Origin of the sequence: Chryseobacterium takakiae, assembly GCF_900129385.1 — a bacterium.
GTDB classification, from domain to species: domain Bacteria; phylum Bacteroidota; class Bacteroidia; order Flavobacteriales; family Weeksellaceae; genus Chryseobacterium; species Chryseobacterium takakiae.
Map to the genome: position 1 here is coordinate 200,778 of NZ_FQVO01000003.1, position 19,168 is coordinate 219,945.

The following is a 19,168-nucleotide window of genomic DNA, read 5'->3' on the forward strand; positions in this document are numbered from 1 at the left end:
TTAATAAAATTAAAATGAAAAATATTTTTTATAAATTTTTAACAGTATGTTTCGCTTGCACTGTTTTAGTATCATGTAACGATGCTATTGACATTGTACAGGAAGGGGAGCTTAATGATGCGACTGTTTTTAAAACTACAGGAGATCTGGAAAAGTATTTACTGGGATCGGTATATACGAGTGTGGATATCACCAACCAGATTAAATTTTCTTCTGTTTTTACAGACGAATTAAAAGTAGGACCTAGTAATACAGGGCAAGACCAGGGACTTTACAGATATGTATTGACTCCGGGAGACGGATATGCAACAGCTATCTGGCAACAAAATTATACAAGCATCAACAGAGTAAACCGTTTAATAGAAGCTGCGCAGAAAATCACTCCTGCTGCTTCAGAAACGGCTCAGTATAATAACATCCTTGCAGAAGCAAGAACATTAAGAGCACTTGCTTATTTGAACCTGGAGGCTTATTTTTCTCCAAATATGGCTGATAATAATGCTACAGGGGTAATTTTGATTGACAGAGTTCCTGCAATTCAGGAGCAGTTACCAAGAAGCAACAATGGTGCTATCTGGGCTTTTGTTGAAAGTGATTTACAGTTCGCTGAAGCTAATTTAGCTCCGCCTTCATCACACAATTTCCCTTTCTTTGTAAGCAAAACATTGGTTAACGCGATCAGAGCGAGAATGTATTTATACAGAAAGAACTATACATTGGCTAAGCAATATGCTCAAAATGTATTGTCAACTTCAGGGGTTACATTAACACCTTCTACTCCTGTACCATCAGGTACTCCTGGAAGTGCAACTTGGAATACTGCATTTTATGCAGCCGCTCCTACCAACCCTTACAGAAGATTGTGGGCAGATCTTAATAACGGAGAAAACCTGTTCACATTAAGCAGACCGGTAAACGGAACAGGAGGAAATATTGCGGGTATTTATACTACCAATACTACGAACTTATCAGGTTCTCCACTATGGACTGTAGGATTAAATTTATTCAATGTACTGAATGTACCAAACCCTGCAATTGCCGGAACTTCAGCTGATATCAGAAGATATGCATTTATCGATCCTACATCAGTACCTGCACAAGGAGTTTATATTATTGACAAATATCCTGGTAAAACCAACGCGCCTTTGAGAAACGATATCAAAGTGTTCAGATTATCAGAAATGTATTTCATCCTTGCTGAATGTGAAGCACAGACACCTACAGGTTATGTAGCAGCTGCGAATTACATCAAAGCGGTGAGAGATGCAAGAAGATTTAATACTACTGCACCACTTCCGGTATATGCTACAAAGGTGGATGCTCTTAGAGATATCTTAACAGAAAGACGTGCAGAACTTGCTTTTGAAGGTCACCGTTATATTGACTTAAAAAGACTTGGAGGTGAAGCAGGTGTAAGTATTGATAGAAATCCTAATGACGATTTCAATCCTAATACTCCACTTACTTTAAATATCACAGACTACAGATTTACATTGCCTATCCCGTCTGCTGAACTTTTAGGTAATCCATCTATTCAGCAAAACCCTGGGTATTAATCTTTAAATAATAATGTTATGAAAAATCTTTCAAAAATAATATTTCTTTTTATAGCGGTCCTTTTTGCTTCTTGTAAAGAAGAAGAAGAGATGTACTATGACGGAGATTCATTTGTACAGTTTAATAAAGGGACAAGTTCAAATGCTTTCGTAGTAGCAGGGACTAATTCATTGAACTATGATATCAACTACGGGGTTCTTAAAGGTGTTGAAGGAAGCCATCAGGTAAAACTAGTATTTGATCAGTCTAAATCAACTGCAGTATTAGGAACAGATTTCCAGATTGTAACTGGAACTGATGAGATTTCAAACGGGGAAACAATGGGTAAATTCGTTGTTAAACTTTTAGAAACAGGAGCTACTCAAAGCGGTAAGAAAGCTGTTTTCAGATTAGAGTCTTCATCTCTTCCAATTGCAGCATTTAATAATGAATTCACATTAAATGTTTCATTAACTTGCCCTATCTCTTATTTCGTTGGAGATTTCTCAAACACGGCAACATGGTGGAATGCTGGACCTGGTGGAGCATATGAGATTGTAGAAAATCCGGCAGTGCCTAACCAGCTTTTGGTTAAAGATTTCTGGGATTTCGGAATCGATTTAGTTCTAAACTATAACCCAACTACCTATGTTGTTTCCGTTCCGGATCAGAATACAGGAGCTTTTGTTGCACAGTATAACGGATATATATTCGCAAAACCATCTACTGATGCTACACAAGTTTCTACATTCAATCCTTGTACAAGACAGATGACATTGTATATTAATTACTATATCCAAGGAGTTGGATCTTATGGTAACCAAACAGAGAAATTTTCAGGATTATAAAATTTCTTCCTAATTAATTAGGTAAATAAAATAATTTAAAAATCATTTCCGGTTCGTCCGGGAATGATTTTTTTTGTTTGAAAGTATTTTCTTCGTCTGTTTATATAGATTGATTTCAATTATGAGTATTCAACTTATATTATGTAGATAATCGTTTAATAGCTTCTCACAATCTCATTGAATGATGTGGATCTGTGTAATTTTTGCATACAGCCGTAGATGCATTTTTCTTCAATATGCTGAAATTACACATATTAAAATGATCACCTTAGTCTTTATCCGCTGAATGTTTTTACCGAAATTTTTCTATCGCTGTAAGCTAATCCGAGTTACTTTTTTTAGAATATATTGCGTCTTTTCTAATCAATCTTCATGAAAACTGAATCAAGATATTCAGTCTAATTGTATGGGTTTTTATATTCTTTTAATGATGGCTGATTGTTTAGGTTGATAAATATCCTGAATCCATTATTGGGAGCTGTATGTGGTATGTAGCCGAATTATTGATTGGGGGGTTCTCAAAACAAAAAAGACCGCCCTGAAGGCAGTCTTTTATAAATATAAAAATTATATTTATTCTTTTATAAACTTGAAACTTTTCTTTGTGCCGCTCTTAGTTGAATACGTCACAATATAATTTCCGGTTGTTAAACTGCTGATGTTTAGCTTATTATTTACCAAAGCAGATCTCGATACAATTTTTCCGGATATATCATGGATAGTTACCATTATATTGTTTTCCTTTTCATTGATGTAAATGTAATCTTTGGCCGGATTTGGATAAAAGTTCACTTTTTCACCTTCTTTAATTTCTCCTGTGCCTAAAGTAGAAAGGGCAGGTGCCGTTGCAATTAAAGAAAAATTCTGGCTTCCATTCACAAGACTACCTTTATGGGTAACCGTAATGGTATAGGTTCCTGATGGATTGTTAATATCAATTCTCTCGAAATTATCGGCGTTATTAGTACCGTTGTTGGTCGCAACGTCCGAAGGTGCAGACATCCCCTGCATTTTCCAAGGATAATAGGTAACACCGTCTTTAGTGATTTTTATATCCAAGTCATTTACCAGGTATTTTGTAGTTGGATCCACAGTATTGGTATTAATCAACGTTGATTGAGGATCTGTCCAGGATATGGAAACCTTTAGTGGCCCTGTGCCACTTGCTGTGATGCTTTTGGTATAAGTGCCCCCATTATTTAGAGAAAGCTCTTCTATTACACTTTTTGTAGAAGTGGTAGAGTTTTTGTCTCGTATGGCAATGGCTGCCTTTTCCGCATTTATTAAGCCCCATCCGTACTCATAATCTGGCCCTGGCCATGCTCCTGCTTCGTCTGCAGTGTGCAAGATCAGTCCTTTTACGGTAGCAGATTTCATATAGCTTGAATACAGTTGGTTATAATATTGTTGTAATAATAATACCACGCCTGTAACTCCGGGAGAAGCCATTGATGTCCCTGATTCAATACCTATGGAAGTATCAGATGTATGTAGGGTTGATCTTACATTAACCCCTTTCATAGAGATGTCAGGTTTTATTCTGCCATCATCTGATGGTCCATAACTGCTAAATGTTGACATAATGATACTACCTGCATCAACATAATTTGTTACCTGTCCAACAGCTGCAACGGTCATAACATTTTTTGCATTTCCATGGCCAAAAATCATATCATATCCCCCTTTTAGTCCAAGCTGCGTTGAACCTGGAGCAGTAGTTGCATTTCGACTGTTTCCAGCTGAGACAACAGGTAAGTAATAAGGGTTGTTAAAACAGATTTCATCAAAGGCTCGAGCCCGTGAATCGTAAGCTCCAAAGAACCATAGACTGCTTAAAGGTCCCATACCATATGAATGATTTGACGTGAGCAGACCACCGGATGCTTCGGAAAGCATTTCATCAATATCATTATTCCAATCATAATTACGAACTGAAGCATTGAATGCTATTCCACGAACTTCCGGAACAATCCCTTGTGCGCAAATTGTCCCTGTAACATGGGTGCCGTGATATGAAACAGAAGATCCGTCCATATTTATGAGTTTTGAATTTCCACCTACCATAAATTCTTGATGAGTGGCTCTAGCACTTCCTTCATCCCAAACAGCGGCAATCATATTCTGTCCCTGAATATTAAGTCCAAGGCTTCCACCGCTATAAAGCCTGGTAGCTCTGGCTGTTGTAGCAGCACCGGCATTATCTGTTTGAGCGTAAATGAATTCTCCATTTGGTAAAACATCAATCAGTTCTTTGATTCCATTGTTAGGCAGACTGATTTTTTTTGAAACTCCGGGATTCTGGCTTAAGTACCTTGACAGTCTAAGATCACGCTGACTTTTCTCCTCTTTTATTTTTTTCTCTAATAAGACGTTAGCCTCTTTATTAGAATAAGTTGCAATTTTTTCTCGTTCTTCTGTACTTTGAGCATGTACTAAAAAGAACGATGCTGTGGAAAATACACAAGCAAATAATAGTTTTCTACTTTTCATAGATTATGAAATTAAATTAAATGAGCTAATATATAATAAATTATGAAATTAATTTGCAATTTTTATAAAAAAGTGCGCATATATTATTTTTATAGATATCAATATGTCAATTTATTTCAGTTATACATGGTAAATGTATATTATGGTCATAAATGAAATTATTCTCCATGTTAAAATACATTCAATATACAATGCTAAATTAATTCTACTATAAACAGACGAACAAAGCATACATCTATAAACAGTATATACGACAAATAGTAAACTAAAGTTTTTATATAGCAATGATTTCAGGAGCTGTAAAGTATCTATGATGTGCTGTTTTAGGTAAGTTGATTTTTTAAAATTTTTAAAATTTAGAATAATTCTAAATAAAATTTTACTAACTAAAAAAATATATTCATAAACGGTTTTTGTATCAAATATTTTTTTCAAAAAAAATTATGAGTTGATAATATTAATTAAATGTAAACTTTTGCTTAATTTATATTATTGATTTTCAATGAATTATGGTTGTTTTTGGTTTGGTGATTTTAATATTTATTAACATATTTGTCCCATTAAATATTAAAATTTGTTAATATGAATGTGAAATTACGTGTATTAAGTGCTGGTGTTTTGTTCTTTATGGGAGGGCAGATGTTAGCGCAAAAAACTAATCAAAAGAAAGACACAGCAACCAACGTTAAAGATATTGAAGAGGTTGTTGTTGTAGGGTATACCAAAAAAAATAAGGATGTTGTTACCTCTGCAGTTTCAAGTATTAAATCTGAAACATTGGAAAGGTTTTCTCCAATTACTACTGTAGCAAATATTTTACAAGGGAAAAGTCCTGGTGTTGATATTACAGCTTATTCAGGAAAACCGGGGTCTGGAGCTAATATTAATATAAGGGGGTTAGGAAATGTTACTACTACGTCAGGTGCCAGTTCACCTTTAATTGTTATTGATGGAAATGTTGTAGGAAATAATGATACAGCACAGTTTCTTTTGAATTCAATACCTCCTGGTGATATTGAAGATATTACGATACTTAAAGATGCGGCATCAGCGGCTATATATGGATCGCAGGGGGCTAATGGGGTTATAGTTGTTACAACCAAAAATGGTAAAGGAAAAACAACTGTTTTTTACTCTGCTCAATTTGGTTTTTCTGAAAAGATTAAAGATATAAATTTCACCATGATGAATGCTGCAGAAAAAATCGCTTATGAGCAGAAAGTTGCAGCTTTAGGAACTGTTGCCGGCTATTATTCTTGGCCTGATCAACAGGAAATAAATGATGCTTTAAGCCTGGATCACGATTGGCAAAGAGATATTCTTAGAAGGTCATTTATTGAAAGCCACAATCTTGGTATCAGAGGGGGTAATGATAAAAGTAATTACTCTTTAATATTAACATATGATAACGATAATGGTATAGTTCAGTATTTGAATGCTTTCAGAAGATATTCTGGTAGATTTAAGTATAACGGACAGGTAAATGAAAAACTTGATTTTGGAGTTGGAGTAGGAGCATCGTATAGAAGAACACAGGATCCTAGAGATAGAAACAATGTTCAGAACCCTTTTAGAGCGATGTATGGTTATAATTCTTATGAGCCTGTTTATAATCCTGATGGAAGTTTTAACAACACATTTCAGGGGTTTCCTATATTGGAAGCCTTAAAGAATAATCCAGAGTATAACTCTGATGTTATTATTGATGCTAATATTTTTGCCCAGTATAAAATATTACCATACTTGGCATATAAAATACAAGGTTCCGGAGTCTTTGATGCAAATACTTATGATTACAGGATTTTTAGAGGGTCAGTATTAGATCAGATCTTAGGAATTGGTGGACAAGCTTCAAAAACACTTGAGAATTCTTTTAATTATACATTTACAAATTTATTAACTTTTAGTAAAACCTTCGGTGAAGTGCATAATGTTGAAGCAACTGCACTTGCTGAATATGTTAATTTTAAATTAGATAGATTGAATGCGGTGGGAAGGAATTTTTCGTCTCCAAGCTTATCAGAAGTATCGAACACATCTACGCCTTTTTCTGCAACAGGATTTAGTAGAGGTAGAAGGTTATTTGGATATGGTATTTTGGCAAGTTATGATTATATGAAAAAGTATATTGTAACTGGATCAGCCAGAAGAGATGCGGATTCTAGATTTGGTGCGAATAATGTATGGTCAGATGTATTCTGGTCTGCCAGTGTAGCTTGGAATATTACAAGAGAAAACTTTTTAAAAGATAACAGCTATATCAATAACTTTAAATTAAGAGCTTCTTGGGGAACCAGAGGGTATAATAATATTCCTCTTTTCATAAATCAACCTTTAGTATCAGGAGGGGCTTATGGTGGGTTGAATACGCCAAACAATTTTACTACATTATCACCGTCTACTACTCAAGGGAATCCCGATTTGAAATGGGAAGTCACAAAGTCACAAAATTATGGAGCAGAGTTTTCGATATTGAAAAATAGGATAAGTGGTACTGTTGACTACTTTATAGATAGTAAAAAGGACTTTATATTATCAATACCTAATGTAGGAGACTCAGGAGGAGGATATGCAACTTCTATCAATGCAGGGGATATGAGAAACAGAGGTTGGGAATTTTCTTTAAATGGGGATGTGATAAAGACATCGGATCTCAATTGGTCTTTAAGAGCAAATATTTCGCTTTTAGATTATAAACTTAACAAGCTGAGGGGGGATCTTGAAAGTCAAAGGGTTGTAGGGACTATCAATATGTTGAAAGAAGGAGAAGAACCATTTATTTTTTATCTTGTAAGAAGTGCAGGGGTTAACCCTTTAAATGGAAACGAACAATATTATGATATTAATGGAAACATAACAGAGAATTACAGCCCGGCCGATCAGGTTGCTTTGTCCGGAAAATCACCTTTACCTAAAGGTTATGGAGGTTTCGGCACAACATTCAGATATAAAAACTTTGATATAAATGCAGATTTTAATTTCAAGTATGGAAATTATATATACAATTACATGGCTTTAAATATGCTGAATTCAAATAATGGAGCTAATAATAATCTTAGAACAGATGCGATCGATTTCTGGACTCCGGAAAATCCAAATGCAAATTTACCAAAACCTGGAGCTGCTCCTAACGGTTTAACTGGTCTTCAAACTTCCGATAGATTTTTACAGGATGGTTCATATATCAGATTTAGAAACTTAACCATAGGATATACTTTTGATAGAAAATTCTTAGGAGAAAATAATCCGCTTAAGAAATTAAGGTTGTCAATAACTGGGCAAAATTTAGCGACATGGACTAAGTTTGAAGGAGATCCTGAAGTATCAATTGGTTCTGCAGAGTCTCAAACTGGAGCTGGACAAACATTTATAAGTGGGGCTTTTGCTTTATATAGTTATCCTCAGGTAAAAACATTTTTATTTGGAATTGATGTAGAATTTTAAAAAATTATAAAATGAAAAATATATTTAAAATAGGTGCTTTTTCGTGTTTATTGTTATTGGTATCATGTAGTGAAGAACACTTTGATGTAGAACCAAATTACTTGGATAATCCAAATTCTGTAACGCAGTCAGAAGCATCATTCAGATCACTTACTGATGGTGCTTATGATGCGATGAAAAATATTTTTGATGGCGATAATGGAAATGCCTTAATATTAGCTGATGTTTTAGCAGATAATTTGATACTAAATCCTCAAGGCAGATTAACAAATACCGATCAGTATCAGTGGAGTTATAATGGTACCACTGGCGGTGCAACTGCACTCTTTAGTGATTCTTATTTTGCAATTTCAAGAGCAAACTTTGTACTTGATAATTTAAACAAAATACCTTACACGGCTTTTATGAAAAATATTGAGGCTGAAGCTAAAGCAATAAGAGGAGCTATGCACTTTGAGGTATTGAGAGCCTATAGCAAAATTCCCACCCAAGATGGTAGTGCATCAAATTCTATGGGGATACCATATGTTACAGTATTTGATCCTTTTCAAAAACCTACTAGAGATGCCACTGTAACAGATTCTTATAATAAAGTAATTTCAGATTTGTTATTCGCCTATAATAATATCAATACAACTAATGGCAGCATTGGTAGATTTAATAAAACTTCTGTTGCAGCTCTTCTCAACAGAGTGTATTTATACATGGGAGATTATGCAAACGCAATTACTTACGGTGAATTTGTTATAACAAACTCTTCATCTGTTGGCGCAAGAACAAATTTTGCTGGGATTTGGACAGATGCCAGTACAGATGGAGTGCTACTCTCTTTACTTAATGGTAACGTAAACACAGATAATACTACAGTTGGTGTATGTTATAATCAAAATGCATCTGGTATTAGATCTGAATATAATGTTAATTATGATTTATTTCTAAAATACTCACCAACTGGAATTGCTGATATAAGAAGGACAGGATATCTTCTAACAGCAAATTATGCAGGAACGCCTTATAATCATGTAATAAAATATAGAACCAGAACAGGATCTATTACAGCTCAGGTTGTTAATGTTAAATTTATAAGAACAGCGGAAGTATATTTAAATACAGCAGAAGCATATATGAAGTCATCCACACCAAATTCTACAAGGGCATTGCAATTGTTGAATACTTTAAGAGAACAAAGATATTTACCATATACTGCTGGAACAGAAACTGGAACAGCTTTATTGGATGCTGTTTATTCTGAAAGAAGATTAGAACTTGCTTTCGAAAATGATAGATTTTGGACACTGAAGAGATTAGGACTCCCTGTTAACAGATCTTCATTCGGACCAAATGTAGATGGTACTGGAACTGGTCCTGGAGCAAGTATAGTTACTTTGCAATCATCAGATTACAGATGGCAGTTACCAATTCCTCAATCTGAAATAAACTTAAATCCTAATATGAAACAAAACCCCGGCTATTAATATCAATTTAATACGATTATTCTTTTTTAACCCGTACTTAAAGTGCGGGTTTTTTATTCCCCATTATTTCTTATTTTTGCCTTACCAAATCTGCACTTGCATTTTTGTATAAAAATCAGCACATGAAGTATATACTTTCAATCATACTCTTCTTCAGCCTTACTATAAACGCTCAGGTCAAAAATAAGACCGATTCAAATCAGCTTCCTAAGAACGGAGAAGATACTCTGGTCATTGATTCAGGAACAAAAGATTCCTTAAAAATCTTTAAACCTACCATCAATGATTATTTATATCAGACACAATTTGCAGAGAAAAAAGTATTTGATACGGTAATGACTTTCGACAAAACCTATATCTTTTCGCAATACAACAACAGGGACAACTTCGGGAGGGTTCAGGTTGCCAATATTGGTGCGGGGTTTAACCCACTCTCTTATGAGCTAAATGCTGAACAAAACCTGTCACTTTTGCCAACCAACAAATCCTATGGCATACTCGGTGTTAATGATATTCACTATTACGATGTAAAGACTCCTACGGCAACATTCATTTACCATAATGCCATGAAAAACGGGGCGGCTCTAAGGTCTACCTACACCCAGAATATCGGAAAACGATTTAATTTTTCTTTAGAATATAGTGGATTGAGATCTCAGGGAGTATACAGGAATTCCCTCGCTTCCAATAACAATACTCTGTTTACCGGACACTATGTATCCAAAAGCGGAAATTATGAATTGTTTGCCCATTATCTCCATCAGAATGTTAATAACCAGGAAAACGGGGGAATTGCAGTAGACAGCCTTTTCCAGAATGGCAACAGTGATTCCAGAAACAGGCAGAATATGCAGGTCAATCTGGCATCTTCCAGTTCTCAGTTTTCGTACCGCAGATATTATCTGACGCATCAGTTTGCCCCTTTTAATTCAGACAACATTCCTTTTAAAATAAGACATACCATTTCTCATCAGGGAAATAAATATTACTATACTCAGGAATCACCGGAGGCATTTTGGTACGAAGCGCCACAACAGCTTGTCGCAGACGCTCCTTTGTCTTCCAAAAAATATTCAGATAATTTCAGCAATACCGTAAGCTTGGTTTGGGATAATGAAAAATTTAAGCTTGATGCGGGAGTCCGGTATCAAATGCTGAAGTTAGGTTCAAGCCAGGTCGTTCTGCCTTTGCTCGAAATTCCTACGGAAATCAAAGAAAACAGGATTGGGGCTGTAGGAAATTTACAGATCAGGTTATTTAATAAATTTCAGCTCAATTCATTTTTGGAATTCTCCAACGGAAGCCGGTTTGGAAGTTATCTGAGAACAGCAAACAATCTGAAATTCGAGCCGGTAAAAGATTACTTTGTTAATGCGAAACTGAATTTTCAGACTGCTTATCCTTCATTCAATTATCTTCTGAATACTTCAATTTATAATAATTTCAATTACTATTTTCAGGATGCAAAAAACCAGACGGTAATGGAAGCCGGCGGAAGCCTTAATCTGAAATGGTTCAAAACTGAATTGTTTGCCAATTATTTCAGAATTGAAAACTATACCTATTTTGATATGGCAGCAATGCCTAAGCAAAGCGGAAACTCCGTGAATATTTCCCAGATTGGAGGTGATGCCACTTTCAGCTATCGAAATTTTCATTTGAATACAAGATTACAGTTCCAGAATGTACTCACGAACAAAGATCTTCTGCCGTTGCCGGGATTTATCGGACGTGCCAATTTCTTTTACCAGTCAAAAGCATTTAAAAATGCAGCCGAAATACAAACCGGTATCAAAGTCTATTATTTCTCAAAATTTGCGTCCAGAGAATATTTCCCGATTCTTAATGAATATATTCTGCCGGGAACAGACTCTTTTTCAATTGGTGGACAGCCGATTGCGGATGTTTACTTTAATATGAAAATTAAAAAAATGTTCTTCTTCATTGAAGGGCAACAGATCGGAACCGTTATTTCACACAATAAAGCGTATGCATTTCCAAGTTATCCTACCTATGATTTCAGGTTGAATATCGGGATTGTATGGTATTTATTCAACTAAAATTCAGTCAGGTTGAAAACAATTAAAAAAATATCTTTTCAGGATATCGTCAGTATTCCGCAATTGATAAAGGATTTTTTAAATCACAACATTGAAGGTTTTGAAGAGAATACATTTTCTTTACCACACTTTGAAAAGAAAATCCCGGAAAAACAAAACTCTTTCACTTCAGAGCAAAGAGAAATTCTTGTTGCAGTGTTGCAAAGACAGCTTTCAGGTCTTACGCTTTCTCCAAAGCAAAAGCAAAATCTGGAAGATCTGAAGCTTACAAATACATTTACCATTACTACAGGGCATCAGCTGAATCTTTTTTCGGGGCCGGTTTTTTTTGTGTATAAAATTTTACAGACCATTAAAACCTGTTCTTATTTAAAAGATCACTTTCCGGAGTTCAATTTCGTCCCGGTATACTGGATGGCTTCAGAAGATCACGATTTTGCGGAAATCAATCATTTTAAAACCGAAAATAACTATTACGAAATCAATGAAAAATCCGGCGGAGCGGTAGGAAGAATTCCTTTAAGTGATACGTTTTTCATTTCAGAATTTGAAAAAGAATTTAAAGATTTTGTTTTCGGAACCGAATTGATTTTAATGCTGAAGGAAGCCTATAAAGCAGGCAATACTTTAACTCAGGCTATTCAGATGTTGGTCAGTCGACTGTTTTCAGAATTTGGCTTGCTGATCCTCGACGGAGACTCGACGGAATTGAAAGCACAAATGAAAGAAACATTCAAAGACGAACTTTTGAATTTCAGTTTGTATAAAGAATCAAAAGGAAAAATAGATTTCTTAACTGAAAAATACGGTAAAGTTCAGGTCAATCCACGTGAAATCAATCTATTTTATCTTACGGAAACCAGAGACCGAATTGATTTTAACGGGAATCAGTATGTTATTGTTGATAAAAATAGAACGTTTACAAAAGAAGGAATTCTGGAAAAACTGGAAAGTAACCCGGAGAAATTCAGCCCGAATGCATTAATGCGCCCTGTTTATCAGGAAACGATTTTGCCCAATCTTGCTTATATCGGAGGTAATGCTGAAATCATGTACTGGCTGGAACTGAAAGATTATTTCAAAAAAAATAATCTGCCTTTCCCGCTTCTTATTCCAAGGAATTCCATGTTATTTCTTAACCAAAAAACATTAGGAAAAATTGAAAATCTGCAATTAAAAATTGAAGATTTTTTTCAGAATTTTACAGTAATTACCAATAATAAGATCTTAGATAATAATGAAATCTTAAGATTGCTGGAAGAAAAAGAACTTCAGTTAGCACATCAGTTTGCAGAACTAAAAACAGTTGCGGAAACCACCGAAAAATCTTTCGGAAATATGATAAAAGCGGAAGAGGTGCGGCAGATGAAATCTTTTAAAAGAATGAAAAAAAGACTTCTCCATGCCGAAAAAATTAAACAGAAAGAAATGCTTGAAAGGCTAGAAAATCTGTTTCTGGATGTGCATCCTTCTAAAAACTGGCAGGAAAGAGTATACAATTTCAGTGTCTTTTTTGCAGACCACGGAAACGCATGGCTTGAGACTTGTTTAGAAGAAATGCAAATTGACGAGTCTAAATTAATAATCCTTGCCATTTAATTTTAAAGAAGTATTTTTGTAAATATAATGATCCAATATGATAAAGAGGTTTTTTATTCTGTCCAGTTTATGTATGGTTTTGGGGGTGTCTGCTCAGAAATCGCACACCGTTGTAAAAGGCGATACTCCTTATAATATTGCTAAAAAATACGGCCTTACTGTAGACGAATTGCTGAAGCTTAATCCTTCTGTAAAAGACGGGAAACTGGCAATCGGAGAAGTTTTAACGGTTAAAAACGATAAAGCGGTATCTTCGTCAAAAGTGAATATTACTACAAAACCTGCCGCTGGCGGGAAGCTGGGGAAAATTGTCCTACAACCGAAACAGACCATTTACGGAATTACAAAGCAATACAGGATTTCGGAAACGGATCTCAGAAAACTCAATCCCGACCTTGAATCTCATATGAAGATCGGTGATGAGATTACTCTGCCTCTTGAAAGTATTAAAAAATATGGAGCCGGCCAGCAAACTTCAGTGACAGCTTCAACGGCGAAACCCGAGGAAAAGATAGTGGAAATGCCTGCTGTTACAGCTTCCGAGGGAGAATATATTGTTCAGCAGAAGGATAATTATTACAAAATTTCAAAACAATTCAATCTTACCAGAGAAGAACTTTTTGCCTTAAATCCGGGACTTGAAGAAAGGGGTCTTAAACCTGGCGATAAAATTTCAGTTAAAAAATCAGGAAACGGAAACGAATCCGGTGCAGATGTCTTTGAAGAAATAAAAACTTCAAAAGCAAAAGTAGATTCCGGAAACGAAAGCTCTTCAAAAAATAACAATACTGCCGCTGATGATTATGTTACCTATACTGTTCAGCAGGGAGATACGGTATTTTCCATTGTCAATAAGTTCGGAATTTCTATTGATGAATTAATTGCATTAAACCCGGAATTATCAAAAGGATTAAAAGCAGGAATGGTTTTAAAAATCAAAAAGCTTGATCCTGCGTATGTAAAGAAAAATGGAGATGCATTAAGTGTTGTTGTAATGTTACCTTTCGGGTACAGTACCGGAGAAACACAATACAGAACAATGGCGCTGGATTTCCTTACCGGAGCAAAACTTGCCATTGAAAGAAATGCGAGAAACGGACAAAAACTGGATGTGAAAATTGTGGACTCCGGAAATGAAGCATCGTTCAGGAATTCATTGACCCAGATCAACCCGGATAATACCGACCTCATCATCGGACCGTTCTTTAAATCGAATGTGGTGGACGTTCTTGATTTTACAAAAAACCAAAAAATCCCGATCGTAGCGCCTTTTGCCAATTCTCCGGAATTATACGGTTACAGCAATCTTATCATCGTTGAAACAAACGATCAAACCTATGCTGATAAAATTGTAGAAGAAGTAAAAGCGGCTTATTCTGATCAGAAGATATATATTCTTGCTGATGCTAAAAAGGAAAATGCCAATTACATCAAAGCAGGACTTGAAAAAATATTGAAAAATCCAAACGTTACCATTGTAAGCTCCGCTTCGGATATCCAGCTGGATCAGAATATGATGACGGGACAATCTGCTCCCGTAATGGCCATTCTTGCAAGTGACAACGATGCGACAGGAGAAGCTTTTGCCAACAGGGTTATTGCATTGTCTAAAGAAGTTCAGGGCGTAAAAGCGTTCAGCATGCATTATGTTCCGGCATTTGAGAAAAAAGTAGATGATCTTGCTCAGGCCAACCTGGTTTATCTCATGGACAGGAAAATCAATACAGATGGAAGTTTTGAAAAAGAAATTCTTGCCGCTTATAAAAGTAAATACTGTAAGACACCTCCGAAATATGCCATCATCGGTTTTGACGTCGTTAACGATATGCTGACCCGTGAAAACAAAAAAGGAGAGATTTTTAAACAAATAAATAAAGTTCAGACACAGCTGGCTACCAAATTTGAGTTTGTGAAATCAAAAGCAAACGGAGCTTATGTGAATACGGGATATCGTGTCATCAGACTGGTTCCGTAAATCATCTGATTACTTCTGGAGAATATTATTAACATTATATTTATATTTGCAAAAATATTTAAATTAATAGATGAAAGCACTTGTGTTTCCCGGGCAGGGTTCTCAGTTCGTAGGAATGGGAAAAGAATTGTATGATTCTAGAAAAGACATCAAAGATCTGATGGAATCTGCCAACGAAATTTTAGGATTCGATATCCTTTCTATCATGTTCAGCGGAACGGATGATGATCTTAAGAAAACCGAAGTTACCCAACCCTCAATTTTTATACATTCGGTGGCTGCATTAAAAGCAGTGAACGGTCTTGGAGCTGAAATGGTTGCAGGGCATTCATTAGGAGAGTTTTCTGCATTGGTTGCCAATGGTGTTTTATCTTTTGACGACGGGCTGAAACTGGTTTCTGAAAGAGCAAAAGCCATGCAGGCAGCTTGTGATGCCAACCCGAGTTCTATGGCTGCAATCCTTGGCCTTGAAGATGCAAAAGTGGAAGAAATATGCTCCCAGATTAACGGAATCGTTGTGCCTGCTAATTACAATTGCCCTGGGCAGTTGGTGATCTCAGGTGAAACAGCAGCCGTTGAAGAAGCATGTGCAAAATTAAAAGAAGCAGGAGCAAAAAGAGCACTGGTATTGCCTGTAAACGGAGCTTTCCACTCTCCTTTGATGCAGCCTGCACAAGAAAGGCTTGCTGCTGCCATTGAGCAGACTAAGTTCAGAAAAGCCACCATTCCGGTGTACCAGAATATTACCACAACAGCAGTTTCTGATCCGGATGAAATTAAGAAAAATCTGATTGCACAGCTTACCGGTCCTGTAAAATGGACACAGTCAGTACAGCATATGATTAAAGACGGCGCTACCAATTTCGTGGAAGTAGGACCTGGAAAAACGTTACAGGGACTGATCAAAAAAATTGACAGTACTGTTGACGCGGCGTCTGCAATCTAAAATTTACAATCATGGGCGAGATATTTTCACCGGGAAAGCTGATGCTTACTTCAGAATATTTCGCAATGGACGGAGCTCTTGTCTTAGCGGTACCTACCAGGCTGGGACAAGAGTTTTCTTTTAAAGAAGAGCTAGACGGAAAATCTCTTATTTTCTGGGAAGCATATCATCAGAACAGACATTGGTTAAAAGCTGTCATCGATTATAAAAGCTGGCAGATTGTGGAAACCAATATTCCCGCAAGCGCTAAATTCATTTTAAAAACACTAAAAAATGTTCAGTTGCTTTCCCAAACTAAATTTAAAAGCAATTATACCTATTACCTTACCACCAATCTTCAGTTTCCCGCAGATTACGGATTGGGGAGCAGTTCTACCTTAATGAATAATCTTGCCGAATGGGCAGATATTGATCCCTTCTATTTAAATACGATAAGTCTCGGTGGCAGCGGATACGATATTGCGGTAGCAAAAGAGAAATCTGCCGTACTTTATCAGAGTAAACCAGAGATAAAATATGAAAAGGTAGATTTCAATCCACCATTCAAAAATGAACTGATATTTATTCACCTAAATCAGAAGCAGGACAGCCGGGAAGGAATCAATTTATACAGGTCGAAAAATAAGTCCCAAAAATTGGTTGATGAATTTTCGGATCTCACAAGAAAAATTTTGTTATGCAGAGAATTGGAAAATTTTTCTGAACTAATGTTGATTCATGAGCAAAAAATATCAAATTTTATTGAAATTCCTGCAGTTAAGGCCCGTTTTTTCGCAGATTGTCCTGTTTTTGTTAAAAGTTTGGGCGCATGGGGCGGAGATTTTGTCATGAGCTCAAAATTTGATGGCTTTAAGGACTATTTTTGGGGAAAAGATTTTAACACAATTTTAGAATGGAAGGATATAATTGATTTATAATCAGTGAATTATAAACTTGTTTTTTTATTTGCTATTTTGACTTATATCATTATATTTAAACCACTTTTAACAATTAATTAATATTAATTTTGTTAGACCCAAAAAAGAAATAGAAAATATAAGTAAAATGAAAAACGCTAAAATCATCCAGGATTTAGAAAAATTAGGGATTAAAGGAAACTATGAAGTCGTTTATAATCCTTCTTACGAAGAATTGTATCAGGCGGAAGTTTCTCCTGAAAATCAGGGCTTTGAGAAAGCTGAGCTTACGGAATCTGGTGCAGTATCAGTAAAAACAGGAATTTTCACAGGTCGTTCACCTAAAGACAGATATATTGTTCAGGATGATGTTACGAAAGATACAATTTTCTGGGATGGTAAAGTAAACCTGCCAACAACACCGGAAATTTTCCAGTCTTGTAAAGAATTGGTGCTCGATCAGCTTTCAACCTCCAAAAAAGTCTATGTGGTGGATGCTTTTTGCGGTACCAATACAGATACCAGGCTAAAAGTGAGATTCATTATGGAAGTAGCTTGGCAGGCGCATTTCGTTACGAATATGTTCATCCGTCCTTCTCATTATGAACTGCAAAACTTCGGAGAACCGGATTTCACGGTAATCAACGGATCGAAAACAACAAACCCGAATTGGGAAGAGCAAGGGTTACATTCTGAAAACTTTATCATGTTTAACCTTACCGAAAAACTTCAGATCATCGGAGGAACCTGGTATGGCGGCGAGATGAAAAAGGGAATGTTTGCCATGATGAATTACTATCTTCCGTTAAAAGGAATGGCTTCTATGCACTGCTCTGCAAACGTAGGTGAAGAAGGAGACGTAGCCCTTTTCTTCGGACTTTCAGGGACAGGGAAAACAACGTTATCTGCTGATCCGAAAAGATACCTTATCGGAGATGATGAGCACGGCTGGGACAACAATGGCGTTTTCAACTATGAAGGCGGTTGTTATGCAAAAGTGATTGACCTTTCTGAAGAAAAGGAACCGGATATTTTTGCGGCTATTAAAAGAGATGCACTTCTTGAGAATGTAGTGGTGAACAACGGTATTTCAGATTATACGGATAATTCTATTACGGAAAATACAAGAGTATCATATCCTATATACCATATCAATAAGATTGTTTTGCCTTCAAAAGCAGGACATGCCAGTAAAATCGTTTATCTTTCTGCTGATGCGTTTGGAGTATTGCCTCCGGTTTCAGTATTGGATGAAGATCAGGCACAGTACCATTTCCTTTGCGGGTATACCTCAAAATTAGCCGGGACGGAAAGAGGAATTACAGAACCGGAACCATCATTCTCACCGGCATTCGGAGAAGCGTTCTTAACATTGCATCCTACCATGTATTCTAAAACGCTCATCGGGAAAATGAAAGAACACGGTGCTAAAGCTTATCTGGTAAACACAGGATGGAACGGAACCGGAAAAAGAATCTCCCTAAAAGATACAAGAGCAATTATTGATGCCATTATCGATGGTTCCATCGAAGATGCTCCAAAGACAAGAATCCCGATTATGAACCTGGAAGTGCCTACATCATTGCCAAATGTTTCCGAGGGAATCCTTGACCCGAGAGATACTTACAGCAATGTTGAAGAATGGGAAGAAAAAGCAAAAGATCTTGCTGCAAAATACATCAAAAACTTTGAACAATACTGCAATTCTGAAGAAGCTAAAAAATTAGTCACTTCAGGTCCTCAGTTGCAGACACAAACAATTAAATAAATGTAAAAATCCTCATCAAACGATGAGGATTTTTTTATTTGTAAATACTTAGGCGTTAAAACTCATATTAAATAACACATTTAGTATCAGAGTATGTCATGCTGAGCCTGTCAACGCATCTTCATTTTTTT

11 protein-coding genes are annotated in these 19,168 nt (G+C 36.0%); 10 read left to right on the forward strand and 1 reads right to left on the reverse strand.

Annotated features, from left to right (window positions below; genetic code table 11):
• Nucleotides 1–14 precede the first annotated feature (14 nt).
• Entirely contained in the window at nt 15–1,556 is a 1,542-nt protein-coding gene (locus BUA76_RS05875; protein ID WP_072883876.1) for a RagB/SusD family nutrient uptake outer membrane protein, read from the forward strand.
• Between the two features lie 18 nt (nt 1,557–1,574).
• A complete protein-coding gene (locus tag BUA76_RS05880; protein ID WP_072883877.1) occupies nt 1,575–2,384 on the forward strand; it encodes a hypothetical protein in 810 nt (269 codons plus the stop codon).
• Between the two features lie 573 nt (nt 2,385–2,957).
• Here the strand turns inward: BUA76_RS05880 and BUA76_RS05885 are convergent.
• The gene (locus BUA76_RS05885) at nt 2,958–4,874 is read right to left on the reverse strand and encodes a S8 family serine peptidase (protein WP_072883878.1); all 1,917 of its coding nucleotides are present in this window, start codon (nt 4,872–4,874) and stop codon (nt 2,958–2,960) included.
• Nucleotides 4,875–5,456: 582 nt separating this feature from the next.
• Here BUA76_RS05885 and BUA76_RS05890 point away from each other — a divergent pair.
• From BUA76_RS05890 to pckA, 8 genes are all read left to right on the forward strand, one after another.
• Entirely contained in the window at nt 5,457–8,318 is a 2,862-nt protein-coding gene (locus tag BUA76_RS05890; RefSeq protein ID WP_072883879.1) for a SusC/RagA family TonB-linked outer membrane protein, read from the forward strand.
• 11 nt (nt 8,319–8,329) lie between these two features.
• Entirely contained in the window at nt 8,330–9,793 is a 1,464-nt protein-coding gene (locus BUA76_RS05895) for a RagB/SusD family nutrient uptake outer membrane protein (RefSeq protein WP_072883880.1), read from the forward strand.
• Nucleotides 9,794–9,915: 122 nt separating this feature from the next.
• Nucleotides 9,916–11,853 carry a putative porin gene (locus tag BUA76_RS05900; RefSeq protein WP_072883881.1) on the forward strand — a complete coding sequence of 646 codons (1,938 nt, stop codon included), beginning with the start codon at nt 9,916–9,918 and terminating at the stop codon, nt 11,851–11,853.
• A gap of 12 nt (nt 11,854–11,865) precedes the next feature.
• Nucleotides 11,866–13,452: a bacillithiol biosynthesis cysteine-adding enzyme BshC gene (gene bshC, locus BUA76_RS05905; protein WP_072883882.1), complete on the forward strand. Its 1,587-nt coding sequence runs from the start codon at nt 11,866–11,868 to the stop codon at nt 13,450–13,452.
• A gap of 37 nt (nt 13,453–13,489) precedes the next feature.
• Entirely contained in the window at nt 13,490–15,427 is a 1,938-nt protein-coding gene (locus BUA76_RS05910; protein ID WP_072883883.1) for a LysM peptidoglycan-binding domain-containing protein, read from the forward strand.
• A gap of 70 nt (nt 15,428–15,497) precedes the next feature.
• On the forward strand, nt 15,498–16,373 hold the full coding sequence (gene fabD / locus BUA76_RS05915) for an ACP S-malonyltransferase (protein WP_072883884.1): 876 nt from the start codon (nt 15,498–15,500) through the stop codon (nt 16,371–16,373).
• A gap of 11 nt (nt 16,374–16,384) precedes the next feature.
• Complete coding sequence (locus BUA76_RS05920; RefSeq protein WP_072883885.1) at nt 16,385–17,290, forward strand: GYDIA family GHMP kinase; 906 nt, start codon at nt 16,385–16,387, stop codon at nt 17,288–17,290.
• A 127-nt stretch (nt 17,291–17,417) separates the two neighbouring features.
• Nucleotides 17,418–19,037 (forward strand): phosphoenolpyruvate carboxykinase (ATP), encoded by a 1,620-nt coding sequence (gene pckA, locus BUA76_RS05925; RefSeq protein WP_072883886.1) that lies wholly within the window; start codon nt 17,418–17,420, stop codon nt 19,035–19,037.
• Nucleotides 19,038–19,168: the final 131 nt, after the last annotated feature.

What these genes read in the sequence shown, in the direction of transcription:
- BUA76_RS05875 (WP_072883876.1), top strand. Translation starts at nt 15, where the DNA reads ATGAAAAATATTTTTTATAAATTTTTAACAGTATGTTTCGCTTGCACT.
- BUA76_RS05880 (WP_072883877.1), top strand. Translation starts at nt 1,575, where the DNA reads ATGAAAAATCTTTCAAAAATAATATTTCTTTTTATAGCGGTCCTTTTT.
- BUA76_RS05885 (WP_072883878.1), bottom strand. Translation starts at nt 4,874, where the DNA reads ATGAAAAGTAGAAAACTATTATTTGCTTGTGTATTTTCCACAGCATCG.
- BUA76_RS05890 (WP_072883879.1), top strand. Translation starts at nt 5,457, where the DNA reads ATGAATGTGAAATTACGTGTATTAAGTGCTGGTGTTTTGTTCTTTATG.
- BUA76_RS05895 (WP_072883880.1), top strand. Translation starts at nt 8,330, where the DNA reads ATGAAAAATATATTTAAAATAGGTGCTTTTTCGTGTTTATTGTTATTG.
- BUA76_RS05900 (WP_072883881.1), top strand. Translation starts at nt 9,916, where the DNA reads ATGAAGTATATACTTTCAATCATACTCTTCTTCAGCCTTACTATAAAC.
- BUA76_RS05910 (WP_072883883.1), top strand. Translation starts at nt 13,490, where the DNA reads ATGATAAAGAGGTTTTTTATTCTGTCCAGTTTATGTATGGTTTTGGGG.
- fabD (WP_072883884.1), top strand. Translation starts at nt 15,498, where the DNA reads ATGAAAGCACTTGTGTTTCCCGGGCAGGGTTCTCAGTTCGTAGGAATG.
- BUA76_RS05920 (WP_072883885.1), top strand. Translation starts at nt 16,385, where the DNA reads ATGGGCGAGATATTTTCACCGGGAAAGCTGATGCTTACTTCAGAATAT.
- pckA (WP_072883886.1), top strand. Translation starts at nt 17,418, where the DNA reads ATGAAAAACGCTAAAATCATCCAGGATTTAGAAAAATTAGGGATTAAA.